This window comes from Alkalinema sp. FACHB-956, from assembly GCF_014697025.1.
Taxonomy (GTDB): Bacteria; Cyanobacteriota; Cyanobacteriia; order Leptolyngbyales; family Leptolyngbyaceae; genus Alkalinema.
Map to the genome: position 1 here is coordinate 609,668 of NZ_JACJRC010000001.1, position 13,423 is coordinate 623,090.

12 protein-coding genes are annotated in these 13,423 nt (G+C 51.9%); 7 read left to right on the forward strand and 5 right to left on the reverse strand.

Going from position 1 to position 13,423, the window contains the following annotated elements:
• Positions 1–421: 421 nt before the first annotated feature.
• A complete protein-coding gene (locus tag H6G21_RS02495; protein ID WP_190570090.1) occupies positions 422–1,516 on the reverse strand; it encodes an S-layer homology domain-containing protein in 1,095 nt (364 codons plus the stop codon).
• Positions 1,517–1,895: 379 nt separating this feature from the next.
• Here H6G21_RS02495 and H6G21_RS02500 point away from each other — a divergent pair, with 379 nt between their 5' ends.
• The 3 genes from H6G21_RS02500 (at position 1,896) to H6G21_RS02510 (ending at position 4,391) form a co-directional block, all read left to right on the forward strand.
• Positions 1,896–2,300: an Npun_F0494 family protein gene (locus H6G21_RS02500; RefSeq protein WP_190570092.1), complete on the forward strand. Its 405-nt coding sequence runs from the start codon at positions 1,896–1,898 to the stop codon at positions 2,298–2,300.
• Positions 2,301–2,376: 76 nt separating this feature from the next.
• Positions 2,377–3,849 carry a cobyric acid synthase CobQ gene (gene cobQ, locus H6G21_RS02505; protein ID WP_190570095.1) on the forward strand — a complete coding sequence of 491 codons (1,473 nt, stop codon included), beginning with the start codon at positions 2,377–2,379 and terminating at the stop codon, positions 3,847–3,849.
• A 305-nt stretch (positions 3,850–4,154) separates the two neighbouring features.
• Positions 4,155–4,391 (forward strand): 2Fe-2S iron-sulfur cluster-binding protein, encoded by a 237-nt coding sequence (locus tag H6G21_RS02510; RefSeq protein ID WP_190570097.1) that lies wholly within the window; start codon positions 4,155–4,157, stop codon positions 4,389–4,391.
• Between the two features lie 22 nt (positions 4,392–4,413).
• Here the strand turns inward: H6G21_RS02510 and H6G21_RS02515 are convergent, their stop codons facing one another.
• The 4 genes from H6G21_RS02515 to H6G21_RS02530 all read right to left on the reverse strand — a co-directional run bounded on the left by H6G21_RS02515 (position 4,414) and on the right by H6G21_RS02530 (position 10,001).
• Positions 4,414–5,199: a DUF4058 family protein gene (locus H6G21_RS02515; RefSeq protein WP_190570099.1), complete on the reverse strand. Its 786-nt coding sequence runs from the start codon at positions 5,197–5,199 to the stop codon at positions 4,414–4,416.
• A 113-nt stretch (positions 5,200–5,312) separates the two neighbouring features.
• Positions 5,313–6,449, reverse strand: coding sequence for a CO2 hydration protein (locus H6G21_RS02520; protein ID WP_190570101.1), 1,137 nt, complete (start codon positions 6,447–6,449; stop codon positions 5,313–5,315).
• A gap of 74 nt (positions 6,450–6,523) precedes the next feature.
• A complete protein-coding gene (locus H6G21_RS02525; RefSeq protein ID WP_190570103.1) occupies positions 6,524–8,047 on the reverse strand; it encodes an NADH-quinone oxidoreductase subunit M in 1,524 nt (507 codons plus the stop codon).
• Between the two features lie 88 nt (positions 8,048–8,135).
• Positions 8,136–10,001, reverse strand: a complete 1,866-nt coding sequence (locus tag H6G21_RS02530; protein WP_190570105.1) for an NAD(P)H-quinone oxidoreductase subunit F — start codon at positions 9,999–10,001, stop codon at positions 8,136–8,138.
• A 353-nt stretch (positions 10,002–10,354) separates the two neighbouring features.
• On the opposite strand from H6G21_RS02530, the gene H6G21_RS02535 reads away from it, so the two are divergent.
• The 4 genes from H6G21_RS02535 (at position 10,355) to H6G21_RS02550 (ending at position 13,414) form a co-directional block, all read left to right on the forward strand.
• The gene (locus H6G21_RS02535; protein ID WP_190570107.1) at positions 10,355–10,531 is read left to right on the forward strand and encodes a hypothetical protein; all 177 of its coding nucleotides are present in this window, start codon (positions 10,355–10,357) and stop codon (positions 10,529–10,531) included.
• Between the two features lie 184 nt (positions 10,532–10,715).
• Positions 10,716–11,057 carry a carbon dioxide-concentrating mechanism protein CcmK gene (locus H6G21_RS02540; protein WP_017290237.1) on the forward strand — a complete coding sequence of 114 codons (342 nt, stop codon included), beginning with the start codon at positions 10,716–10,718 and terminating at the stop codon, positions 11,055–11,057.
• A gap of 7 nt (positions 11,058–11,064) precedes the next feature.
• Positions 11,065–11,364 carry a EutN/CcmL family microcompartment protein gene (locus tag H6G21_RS02545; protein WP_190570109.1) on the forward strand — a complete coding sequence of 100 codons (300 nt, stop codon included), beginning with the start codon at positions 11,065–11,067 and terminating at the stop codon, positions 11,362–11,364.
• Between the two features lie 106 nt (positions 11,365–11,470).
• Positions 11,471–13,414 carry a ribulose bisphosphate carboxylase small subunit gene (locus H6G21_RS02550; protein WP_190570111.1) on the forward strand — a complete coding sequence of 648 codons (1,944 nt, stop codon included), beginning with the start codon at positions 11,471–11,473 and terminating at the stop codon, positions 13,412–13,414.
• Positions 13,415–13,423: the final 9 nt, after the last annotated feature.

Below are 13,423 nucleotides of genomic sequence, written 5' to 3' on the forward strand. Positions count from 1 at the left end.
GTTTGGCTTCTTTCCGCTTCTCCTCCCACACGTTATACCAGGTACTGCCATGATCGATCGTGTTCCGGTGCTAATTCCTCTGCTTGCTGCGGGCTACCTGTTGCTAGTCTATGGCCTGTTGACCGTAGTGCAGCGAAGACGAGTGTAAGTTGAGGGGGCTCAGCCCTCTTGACTAACGGTGTGAAATGGGGAGCGATCGTAAATATAGGCTTTCGGGCGGCTCAGTCTCCTTTGCTATCTGCGCAATTGTCTGAGTAATGATCTTTGTCTGAGTGATGATTCTGTTGTAAGGACTCGTGTCATTGCCGACGCAATTTTAGCCGATGTCATCGTAATAGGCTGGGGAATAGTCTAGCGATGCAATAGTCTAGCGATGCAATAGTCTGGCGATACTTATATATAGTCTAGCGATCGAAAAAGGCTAGGGCTTAATTTTGCCTTCCTTGATCAGCGCTTGATAAATATAAGTCGCTGCATCCGCACGGGTCGCCGGTTGATTCGGGGTCAGAGTGTTTTGGGACGTTCTCAACAGTCCTGCTGCTTCTGCTGCGGCAACTTTAGGAATCGCCCACTTGGGAATGTCCTGAACGTCACGGTACTTAGCAAGCACTTGCATTGGATCACCAGAAGGCGTTAAACCAAGCCCCGTAACGATCGCCACCAACATTTGAACCCGAGGAATCAGTTGATCGGGTTTGAATTGCTGTTTGGGATACCCGGTCATGAATCCCGCTTGGATGGATTCATCGATCGCAGTCGCTGCCCAATAATCTGGCTTGATATCTTGAAATTGAATCGCAGGCTTAGTTTTAGCTTTTTCAAACGCTTTTCCCAGAATCCCCGCAAATTCTGCGCGGGTAATGGGCTTATTGGGCTGAAAGCTACCATCCTTAAAGCCATCCAAAATCCCTCGACTGGAGAGGGCCGCAATCGGCTGCCTTGCCCAAAAGGTTTCGGGCACATCGGTAAAGGCTTTGGGTTTACCTGGGTTTTCTAAGCTAGGAACCAGCGTCGTCGCCGTTGGGGCTGCGGAGGGTTGAGGGGCAGAACTCGCGATCGCCTGAGGCGCATTGCCGAGTTGCCCATTGGCTAGCGGGTTGACTCCACTGTTCGAGATCCCAGCGGTTGGCGTCTGGGAATCAATCTCTGGACGGCGAGCTTGGGAGGATGCATCTTCGGTCGCAGGAGCCGTTGGGTCGATCGCGGCATTGGCATTTGCAGGCGGCTGAGTTGCACTGGGGGGCGATGAATTGATCGCAGACTCAGCTGAATTGCCCGTTGCGTTATCAGGCGCAGTCCCGTTGGCAAAAGGTGCGCCAGAAGTCAGGGCAGCAAAATCGATCGGGGATTGTTTCTGGTAAATGATCCAGAAAAAGATCGACCCAATCCCGACTAAAGCAACAAACAGTGCAATCAGTTCGTCCGATGTGAGGCGCTGACGATCGGTTGCTGGTGGAACATCGGTCTTGTCTGGCGGATTGGATGTTGGATTTTCTGTTGGGGGTAAATCAGTCATAGCTCAAACCACAAACCTGACAAACTGAAAACCTGACAAACTGAATTCGGGAACAGAATTGCATTGAATGAACGGCGTCTAGCAAACCGCTATTATTCAGCGAACCGTTATCCAGCAGCCCCTTCAAGGACTCCTACGAAATAGGCAAACCGTAGACTGGTAAAACAACCGGGATGGTGACTATCCTAAACGACCATCCTGTTTATCAAGCAGATTGTGCGGAAACTGTTAATAATTGAGCCAAATCAACGCATCCCCAACTACAACCGTCAATCTTGATCTAAACGGGATTGAGCAACGTTGAGGCGGGGGGAGGCCACAGGACGGGATAGAGCAGGTTAGGATGTAAATAAATCTTTATCTGATTGCAGTGTGGTTTATGGCGATCGCGACTTCCCGCTCTTCTATGCGCTATCCCCAACGGACGCTCGATCGAGCAGAACGGGCCGTCCGCTGTGCACCCTTTCGGTTATCGCTCTACCAGACCATGATTATCCGCAGTGTTGATCTAGCGGAAATCAGTGGACGATCGGGGGTTGACCATGGCTATGTGCGTAAACCCATGACGGAATTATTAGTCGAAGCCGAACTGTTGTGGCTGATTCAAGTGGGACTGCTGCGTCGCGAAGTCGATGGCCAAGGCTTAACCAATAGTTTCCGGGTGACCCCCCTCGGACGCCAACTCGTAGACAAGTGGCATAATTTGGGCAAAGTAGAGCTATCAGCCACTTTCCGCGATCGCCTATACAATGCAGTGAGTCGCTGGCTGAGACTCCCCTTCTAAGGCATTGATTCCTTCTGTTGATTCCTTCTAAGGGTTGGACTGTCTGCCACCTTCACAGTTTCCCGGAGATGCGTTCATGAAAGCCATCATGGTTGTGGGCACAACGTCCCATGCAGGCAAATCACTCATTACAACGGCTCTATGCCGCATCTTAGCCCGACGGGGTTGGCGCGTTGCCCCGTTTAAAGGCCAAAACATGGCCCTCAATTCCTATGTCACGGCGGGCGGAGGGGAAATTGGCCATGCCCAAGCCGTACAAGCCTGGGCAGCGGGAACCAATCCTTGGGTGGAAATGAATCCCATTTTGCTCAAGCCCCAAGGCGACATGACCTCGCAAGTCATCCTCAAGGGCAAAGCTGTGGGTCGGGTCAGTGCAGCCGATTATTATGAGCAGTTTTTTGACACGGGTTGGCAGGCGATCGAAGAGTCTCTGCGGCGATTATCCGAAGAGTTTGATTTTCTGGTTTGCGAAGGGGCAGGCAGTCCAGCGGAAATTAACCTCAAGCACCGCGACCTGACGAACATGCGGGTCGCCAAATACCTTCAGGCACCCACATTACTCGTGGCCGATATCGATCGGGGTGGGGTCTTTGCCCATATTGTTGGCACATTGGAACTACTGGATCCCGATGAACGAGATCTCATTACGGGGTTTGTGATTAATAAATTCCGAGGTCATCGAGAATTATTGCAACCTGGAATTGATTGGTTAGAACAACGCACCGGAATTCCGGTAGTCGGGGTCATTCCTTGGTTAGAGGAAGCTTTTCCTGCCGAAGATTCCCTCAGCTTGTTCGATCGACGGCAAAGTCCCAACAAAAATGACATTAATATTACGGTGATTCGGTTACCCCGAATTTCCAATTTCACGGATTTCGATCCCCTGGAATCGGAACCCTCGGTCACTGTTCGCTATGTGGGCCTGAAAGGCACCCTCGGCCATCCCGATGCAGTCATCCTACCCGGTTCAAAAACCACGATCCCCGATCTGATTGCGCTGCACAAGTCCGGCATGATTGAGCAAATTCAAGAATATGTGGCCGCAGGCGGAACAGTGATGGGCATTTGCGGTGGCTACCAAATGATGGGTCGCGTCCTAGCCGATCCGGAAGGGGTGGAAGGTCAGGAAGGACGATTCCCGGGATTAAAACTTTTGCCGCTGAAAACGGTGATTGCGGGCCAAAAGATTGCTCGGCAACGCAATGTCACGTCCAACTATCCCCAAGAAGGGCTCCCGGTGATTGGCTACGAAATCCACCAAGGCCGCACGCGGGTGATTGAAGAAGAGCAGGATAAAGTCAGTGCGTTGTTTGATGATGCCAATCTGGGCTTAGTGGATGAAACCCAGTCGATTTGGGGTACCTACCTGCACGGCATTTTTGACAATGGCTCTTGGCGACGGGCTTGGTTAAATCGTCTGCGGTTGCAACGGGGACTGCGATCGCTCCCCACGGGCGTTCCCAATTACCGGGAACAGCGGGAAGCCTACCTCGATCGTCTCGCCGACGCGATCGAGCCACACCTGAACCTCAAGCCGTTCCTGAAGTAAGTTCTGCAAGTCAATTCTGTCCAGCTAGGCTTGCCAAGAATTCGGGTCGTTAACGAGTTGAACCGATCGTTAGTGCTGGGATCAAACCATCGCAGCGATCGGATAACCAGACCCAGGCAAACAAACCTACCAAATCAAACAAGCCTACAAAAAAAGAAGCGCACAAGCCAAACCTTTGTGCGCTTTGTATCCCTAACCCTTTCGGTGCAACGTACCCGTTTGTCCTTAACTTTTACAGTAAGGGGGATTTGCGAGAAATCGCCCTCCGTTTAGACTGTCTTTAGATTTGCCTTTATTTTTACGTTATGGCTGTACGTGTTCATTTCCTTCCAGACAATGTCACTGTTGACGCAGAGGTAGGGGAGTCGCTGTTAAAAGTCGCGGCACGGGCGGATGTTTTGATTCCGACGGGGTGTCTGATGGGATCCTGCCATGCCTGCGAGGTGGAAATGGCGGGCGAAGATGTCCGCAGTTGCATTACCGCCATTCCTCCCGGCCAAGATGAAATCACAATTAACTTGTTCAGCGATCCCTCTTGGTAACCCACGGTGATCAGCACCAGCCTTAAAATTTAGCTGGAGATATTTCATGATGATTCACAAGACTCAAAATCCAGGCAGTATCTTCATCGGATAGCTTCGGAGACAAGGACTGCTGATAATTAATTGCCAATTCCAGCCGCGCCTTATCGTATACCCGATGTAACAAGGGCTGTAATGCTAGTGGAACAGTGGCATCGGCATTGAGCGGTATCGCAATTTCAGGAATGACTTGGCGCAAATTAAACGCATACAATTGCGCTTTAGGCCGATGCTCACTAGCACTCACCAAAATTCGATAATCTGACTCAACGGCCCCGGTCATCGGCATCGCTTCGCCACCTCGCAATAAATCAATCTCTACCAAATGAGTTTGACTCAGCATGATTTGACGACGCTTTTGTAAATAGGCTTCTCGTCCAACCTTAGACCGTTTATTCTTCGGGGATAGTAGTTCAATCACGGTGACGACTCTTCCCGTTGCTACTTCCCGAATTTCTAAGTACCGCTCCTGCACTGTTTCTTCTAAGGGAATTTCCACCGTAATCGGCGTATCCAACACCGCATCCAACACCGCAGTCGTTACTGTCTTCACAGTGGGCGGAGCCATCACAGAGACATCGGGTATCCCAATTAAGACCGTCTCATCCCCCTGATCCAGATAAACCCGTTTTTCCACTGCGACGCGATAATCCCGGCTCAGGTCATCATCCAACGCATCCGCAATCGCAACAATCATCCGGCTATGGAATTCTGACCATAGCTCTGGGGCTTCGAGAAAAGGATTCATGCCAGGTAGCGGGGAAGGCATAGCACAGTACTCGGCAACTGGACTGGCTCAATTGTAGCGTTTGTTGAAAATGCCTAGGGCAGGGTGATGGTCGATCGCCCTGCCCTAGCTCACTCCAAAATTGACTATTCAATTTAATCTTGTACCCGTGACAGGCGTGAACCCGATTCCACCAAGCGATCGACCCAGGCTTCGAAATGCTTCCGGTTAGTCGCCCGTTCAGCAGGATCCGCCGTATCCCAAGGATGGGGAGCCAACCCCAAAATCGCAGCACTGGTGACGCAGAACATAGATTTCTGGAAGCTCTGAATCGCCTTTACCGAGAGATCGCTTTCGCCCCGCCCAAAGGTTTTGTGATACTCCAAAAGATAGGGCGGCAAATGGCGAATCATATCCTTCGCGAGCAACGTGGGTGGAATGCCCGCCCCCCCTGCCGGAATCGGATCGGCATACAACGCGCCATAGACAAAATCCCCCTGATCCGACGGGACTTGCTGGGCTTGGGCATTGTAGGACAAGGTACCCATGAAGGGCAGCGATCGGTAAAACACCGCTTCTACGTAGGGAATGGCCGTATCTACCAGAAAAGTGAGCCCAACCGATTTAGGAATAATGTCGTAGGCTTTGCCCTTAATATTCACCGTGTAGGTAATAGGCGTTGCAGCATCGGCGACCAACCCATCTTTGACATGGTGAACGACATCGGGAATGGACTTGATTTCTCCCCGATAGTAGCGATCGGCCAAAGTCAAGAACATCCGACTCATAATTTCCCAGAACTGCCCCAAAGCTCGGTAGTAGCACATTTGCCGCACCTGCTCCAGGAGAAACTCCGGTGAGAGTTTATTAAAGCCTTGGACAATGAAATTCCCCGCTGTCTTGGCCGCGATCGCTTGATTCGCCCGTTCGATAAATTCTGGACTATCCAAATAGGCATCCAAGCCACCGCCCCCATGCCACAGCATCGCCTTCATGCAATACTCAGAAAATTCATAGTTAATGCGATCGTGCCACCAATGCTTCAATAATCGCGGCAAGGTCACATCCCCATTCATGTATTTGAAAAAGGGAAACAACACCAGAAATTGCTGATCGGCGATGTAGCGCAGATTAATTTCGTAGGCATTCAGCACACGGCCATAGCTTTCCAAAATCCCCACCACTTCGAGCAGATTGGTGGGGCTATCCGGCAGCATCGATTGTCCTTGTTCCAGCCGTTGAATCACAGCTTCAAAGGGATGGGGTGTGGCAGGGGAAACGACAGTGGTCATAGTAACAGGCAGAGAAGGGTGTGTTGGGTCTTGAGATGGGCCTGCCAATGGGGTATACCCCACTGGTTCAACCGCTAGTCAATCAATAACGAGTCAGGTGCCGACAGCGCAGCCGCTTTCGGTAGAGCCATTCGGTTGGCGACGATCGTGGCATCGTTGCCCATGGCGGTAATGGTTGTTTCTGTCCATCGCACCATCCAAGAAGGTTGCAGACCCAGCAGAACAATTACCAACCCTAGAACAATCCCAGGAATACGTTCTCCCCAAGAGACGGCGGGCAAGTTCGTAAATTCTTCCGGCAGACGACCGAAGAAGGTGCGGTTGACCAACAGGAGAAAATACACCGCCGTTAATCCCGTACCCACCATGCAGAGTAAAGTTTGGACAGGATAGGCTGCAAAACTGCCTCGGAAAATCAAAAATTCCGAAATAAAGCCCACCATTCCAGGCATTCCAGCACTGGCCATCACACCCAGCACCATCAAACTCCCAATGAGCGGTAACCCCCGTTCCGGATTCAAGAGTCCCTTCAGTACCGTAATGTCGCGGGTTTTCGTCTTTTTGTAAACAACACCCACCAGGAGAAACAGGAGACCGGAAATCAAACCATGGGCCACCATTTGGAATACGGTTCCGATCAGAGCTACGGGAGTCGCTGCCGCCGCTGCGAGTAAAACAAACCCCATATGACCGATCGAGCTATAGGCCACCATCTTTTTCATGTCGGTTTGGGCGATCGCGGCCAAGGTGCCAAACAACACACTAACCACAGCCCACCAAGCCAGATAGGGAGATAGCACTGCCCATGCTTCCGGGAATAAACCTAGGCCAAACCGCAGCAACCCATAGGTACCCAGTTTCAACAACACCCCTGCCAACAAGACAGAAATCGGCGTAGAAGCCTCTACGTGGGCATCCGGCAGCCAAGTGTGGAAAGGAAACAGGGGGATTTTGATACCAAAGCCAACAATAATCGCCCCCAACAACAGCAACTGGGCGGTCATGGGCAACCCTTGGCTGATCAGCGGATTGTATTCAAAGGACGGCGCATGGCTCAACCAGGTCAGCCCCAAAAATCCGGCCAAAACCAGGATTCCAGAAATGGCGGTGTAGATCAGAAACTTAGTCCCCGCATAGGCCCGCCGTTCGCCCCCCCAAATACTGATCAGCAGATAGAGGGGAATCAATTCCAGTTCATAGAACAGGAAGAACAGCAACAAGTTATGGGAAAGAAATGCCCCGGCCACCCCTGCATTAATCAATAACACCAAGGGATAGTACAGTCTTGCCCGGAGAATATCTGAGGGCGAGATGTAAACCGCCACAACCGTCAGGACGGCGTTCAGAATCACCAACAGCAGGGACAATCCATCTAGCCCAAGCCGATAGGAAAGCCCTAGATCCTCCAACCAGGGTAAGTTTTCCAAAAATTGCAGATCCGCCAAGCTGGGATCGAACTGTCCCATCAAAACCCCAGACAAGAGGCAGGGAATGGAGCTGATGGCTAGGGTCACCCACCGCAATTTTTGGCTCTCTAGGGGAAGTAAACCGATAATAATTGCCCCGAGAATGGGTATCCAGATGAGTGCACTTAGCATAGGCGGAAACCTGAGGAAACGAAAATGGATGAGCTGTTGAGAAAATTCAGAACAAGGCCCCAAACTGGCTAAAGTCAAAACAAGGCAACTACAAGCCGGGTACAGGCCATCCGGTCAGAGTGATTTTTGACCAAGATAGAAATAGGCCAATCAAGGCAATGCCTAATAGGATGGTGAGCATATAAGCCTGCGATCGTCCTGAAGCACTGTATTTCAAGCTCTCTCCCCCAAAAATGGAAGCCAGACCGATTAAATTGACAAACCCATCAACGATGTATTTATCAAACCAAGAGGTGAACTGAGACAGCGTACTGACGGCCCAAACCACTGTGATTTTGTAGAACTTGTCCACATAGAAATCGTAGGCTAACAAATCCTGTAAAAACCGCACCGGCGCTTGAATCGATCGCATCCAGGCATGCTCTAACTTGAGGGCGCTCCCGATCGCAACCCCAACCACGCCCGAGAGGGTGAGGAGGCCAGCAGCCCCGTAGTTGACATCGCTGGGATCAGGCAGCAATTCTAGCTTTTGCATCACTAAGGGCAACAGGAGCGTTGCAACACTCAGAGTGACCATGGGCACCGCCATCGACCAAGGCACCTCTGGGGCACGGCGCGTTTTGGGGCGTGCTTCGCCTAGGAAAACGAGTCGGAAGACGCGCACTAGGTTAATGGTCGTCAGAACGTTCACCAGCAGGATGACGCCGACAATCCAAGCCCCATCGTTCCAAAAGGTTTCTACCCCACGCAACATAGCCCAGTAAGTCGCTAGCGGAAAGAGCCCAATCAGCCCGAGGGATCCAACACTAAAGGCCAGGGTGGTAGCGGGCATTTTACGAGCCAGTCCACCCAGTTCAGTAATATCCTGACAACTTGTGGTAGCAATAATCGAGCCAATACTCATGAAGAGGAGAGCTTTGGCGATCGCGTGGGTAAACAGAAGAATCAACGCAAAGTCCGTCCACTGCATTCCCACTGCAATAAAGACCAGTCCCAAAAATGCACTGGTGGAGTGAGCCAAAGCTCGTTTGATGTCAATTTGAGCCAGAGCCACCAAAGAAGCCCCGATCGCAGTCATGGTTCCCAGGGTCAACAAGGCCACCTGAGTTACCGGGGACATCGTGAGCACCGGTTGTAGCTTAATCAACACATAGGCTCCACAGCCCACCACCACCGAGTTTCGTAGAATCGAGGCAGGGTTGGGGCCTTCCATGGCTTCATCCAACCACAGGTGCAACGGAAACTGCGCACATTTCCCGGTGGGCCCCGCCATGAGGGCTAGTCCTAAGGCTCCAGCGGCGATCGGAGTGAGACCGGAGTTTTCAGACCAGCGATAAATATCCTCAAAGTTGAGACTGCCAGAAAAGACAGCCAGACTCACCACCCCCATCAGTAACAAAACATCGCCAACCCGTTTGGTCAAAAAGGCATCGCGCGCTGCAGTCACCACCAAGGGCTGGGCATACCAAAACCCAACCAAAAGGTACGTGGACAGGGTCAGCATTTCCAACAACGCATAGGTCAGAAAGAGGGAGTCACTAATCACCAGCCCACTCATGGCTGCTTCAAAAAACCCCATGAGGCTATAGAAGCGACCCAAGGCCCAATCCTTTTCTAAATACCCAATGGCATAGACTTGGGCCAACAGACTCAGGAGGGTGATGGTTTCCATCGCCCCTACACTAATCGAGTCTAAATGGACATGGAAGGTTAAATTAAAGTCAGCCGCTTGGAACCAGGGCAGCACGAGTTGTTGAGGTGGCTGATCCCAAACTGCGTTAAAAACAAACAGCCCATGCACAAAGGCAAGCAGCGTTGTCACAATGTTTATATAAGCGGCTGGCCGTTGCCCGCTGTTTCGGATAATACCGGTAGACCAAGGCAAGGTAAGCAATGCGCCGATCAGTCCGTAGATTGGAATCAGCCAGCTGGTCTCAATGAGAAATTGATGCATCTAACTGCCCTTGGCGAGTCGTGATTTCTTCGGTGAGTTGAAAAGCCCTACTGCAATCCTTCAAAGTTAAGCAACGCAGCGAGCAACCATTAAACCGTTCTGACCATTGAACCAACTAAATACTTTCAATCCCAGAACGTGATAGATCTAACCATCACCTTACCGCCTGCCCCTGCGAAAGTAAAACGTCAAAACGGTTCAGGCAGGCTGGATAGAGGCGGAAAGTTGGCTGGAGATAGCTTTCCTGAAACTTAGACAAAAATCTTATCAAGACTATAACTTTTCTTCTATCAATCTGTCCCGATCGATTGTTATTTACCCAGGTCACAGAGACGTTGTTGCGGTCGCGCAGCTTGTCCGCCCTCAGAGCCGCGATCGCCCGTCAGTTTCGGGCCATTTCACCCATCCTTGCCTGGGTACAGGTTGCCTTCTGGACGGCAGAACCCGTTGCACAAGACATTCCCATCGCCCCATGCCATCCCCCAGCGCTCGATCGTGATCCAGACCTGGGAATTAATCAGCGGATTTAATGCGCGAGATTTACAACTATCATCGAACTTTATATTGCCAAGGGGTTCCCACCCATCTATTCTTAATAGGAGCAAGATTGAAACTTAAGACAAAATTCAACATCGTGGTTCTTCCCGTGGGATTTTGTCGCTTCAGTAAGCACCTCGGTGCCGATTACGAACTGATTGGAAGGGAGTTATTACGATGGCTATTGCAGTTGGAATGATTGAAACCTTGGGTTTCCCCGCCGTGGTGGAAGCCGCAGACGCAATGGTAAAAGCGGCTCGCGTGACCCTGGTTGGCTACGAAAAGATTGGTTCTGGCCGTGTAACCGTGATTGTTCGCGGTGATGTCTCTGAAGTGCAAGCTTCGGTTGCTGCTGGGATTGAAAACGTGAAGCGTGTGAACGGTGGTCAAGTCCTGTCTACCCACATCATCGCTCGTCCCCACGAAAACCTGGAATACGTTCTGCCCATTCGCTACACCGAAGCGGTGGAACCCTTTCGTGAGAGCGTAAGTGGTATCCGTCCCCTGAACCGTCCGTAATGCCGTAATGCAAATCGCCAAAGTTCGCGGCACCGTTGTCAGTACGCAGAAAGAGCCGAATTTAGGAGGCGTCAAGTTTCTCCTAGTGCAGCTTTTAGATGAAGAAGGTAGTCCGTTGCCGGTCTACGAAGTTGCTGCTGATAAAGTAGGCGCTGGGGTAGGTGAGTGGGTGCTGATTAGTCGAGGCAGTGGTTCTCGCAACGTTGAAGGACATCGCGATCGCCCGATCGACGCCGCCGTAGTGGCCATTATTGACACAGTCACGGTTGATAATCAGCGCCTCTACGACAAAGGCACCCAATGGTAATCCACAGGTAATTCACAACAGTAATTCCTGTGTGAGATAGCGCCGGAGCTGACCTACCCTGTGCTTCCGGTGTTTTTGCATTGCAGCAGGGAGAAAAAATTTGAACATGGCAGCCCAAACTTCTTTTGCGGCTCCGCCGACTCCCTGGTCACGCACCCTAGCGGAACCAAAAATTCACGAGTCTGCCTATGTGCACGTTTTTTCCAATTTAATTGGAGACGTGCGGGTCGGAGAAAATGTACTCATTGCACCGGGTACCTCTGTCCGGGCAGATGAAGGAACCCCATTCCACATTGGTCGCAATACCAACCTGCAGGATGGGGTCGTGGTGCACGGCCTTGATCAAGGTCGCGTCCTGGGAGACGACGGTGAATCCTATTCGGTTTGGATCGGAAACAATTCATCCATCACACACATGGCCTTGGTGCATGGTCCTGCCTACGTCGGCGATCATTGCTTCATCGGCTTTCGCTCTACGGTGTTTAACGCACGGGTAGGCGCGGGTTCGATCGTGATGATGCATTGTCTCATCCAAGATGTGGAAATTCCGCCTGGGAAATATGTTCCCTCTGGGTCAATCATTACCAACCAGCAGCAAGCCGATCGCCTGCCAGACGTGCAGGAGCAGGACAAGCACTTCGCTAAGCATGTGATTGGAATTAACGAAGCGCTGCGATCGGGTTATCACTGCGCCGAAGACACTGCTTGTATCCTTCCGATTAAAAACGACATGGCTACTACCTATCAGTCTAAAAGTCCAGTAGCGGAAGTGGTGGATCACGTGCGTCAACTCTTGGCGCAGGGCTACCGCATCGGTACCGAGCACGCTAACAAGCGTCAGTTTCAGAACGGTGGATGGAAGAGCTGTTCTCCCATTCAAGCCACTGCAGAATCTGCGGTGCTGGGTGAACTTCAATCCTGTTTAGCCGATCACGCCGGGGAATACGTCCGGTTGATTGGCATCGACGCGAAAGCCAAGAAACGGGTGATGGAGAAAATCATTCAACGCCCAGAGGATGCACCTTTGACCTTTAGCGGTGCCGCTTCCAGCAATGGCTATACAGCAGCTCCTAGCTATGCTTCCAACGGCCACAAGCCATCGGCAGCAGCGGTCGATAGCTCTCTCTCGGCTCAGATCCGGCAAGTCCTGGGTCGCGGCGGCAAGATTGCGGTCGAGTACGCCAACAAGCGCCAATTCCAGACTTCCTCTTGGCAGAATGCTGGATTTCTCCAAGCTTCTGGGGAATCTGGGGTGGTGGCAGAACTGAATCGCATCTTGGCTCAGCAAGCGGGCAATTACGTTCGCATTGTCGGCGTTGATCCGGTGGCGAAGAAACGCCTGCTGGAAGCGATCGTGCAGCGTCCCAATGGACAAGCCACGGTGAGCACGTCTTCTGCCTCCTCCAATGGATTCTCTAGCGCGGCGAGTGTTTCTGCGCCTGCGGCCAGTAGTGATTTAGCCGGTCAAATTCAGCAATTGCTGAATCAAGGTGCGGTAATTGGGTTGGAATACGCGGATCAGCGCCGCTACCGTGCGTCTTCTTGGACAACGGTTCCGCCTATCCAAGGTCGCAGCGCCGGTGAGATTGCCAACGCCGTGAGTAGCTTTATTGCCCAGCACGGCAATGATTACGTTCGCTTGATTGGGGTCGATACCCGTGCCAAGAAGCGTTTGGCTGAAGTCGTGGTGCATCGTCCCGGTGCGAAAGCGCCCGCAGCAGCTAGCAGCGCCAGCTATGGGGCTAGCTACAGTGCTCCGGCAGCCAGTGCTCCGGTTTCCGCAGGCAGCTTGAGTGCCCAGACTGTGGATCAGATTCGCCAATTGGTGCGCGCTGGTCACAAGATTACGCTGGAATACGCTGACCAACGTCGTTTCCGGATCAACTCCTGGCAAACGGCGGGCGTCGTGCAGGCAAGCAATGAGTCTGGCGCGATCGCCAATGTAGAGGCGATCTTGGCTGACTATGCTGGCATGTACGTCCGCATCATCGGCACCGACGGGTCTAAGCGTCGGGTGCTGGAAGCCGTTATCCAAAAACCTGGGAAATAGTTCCTTAAC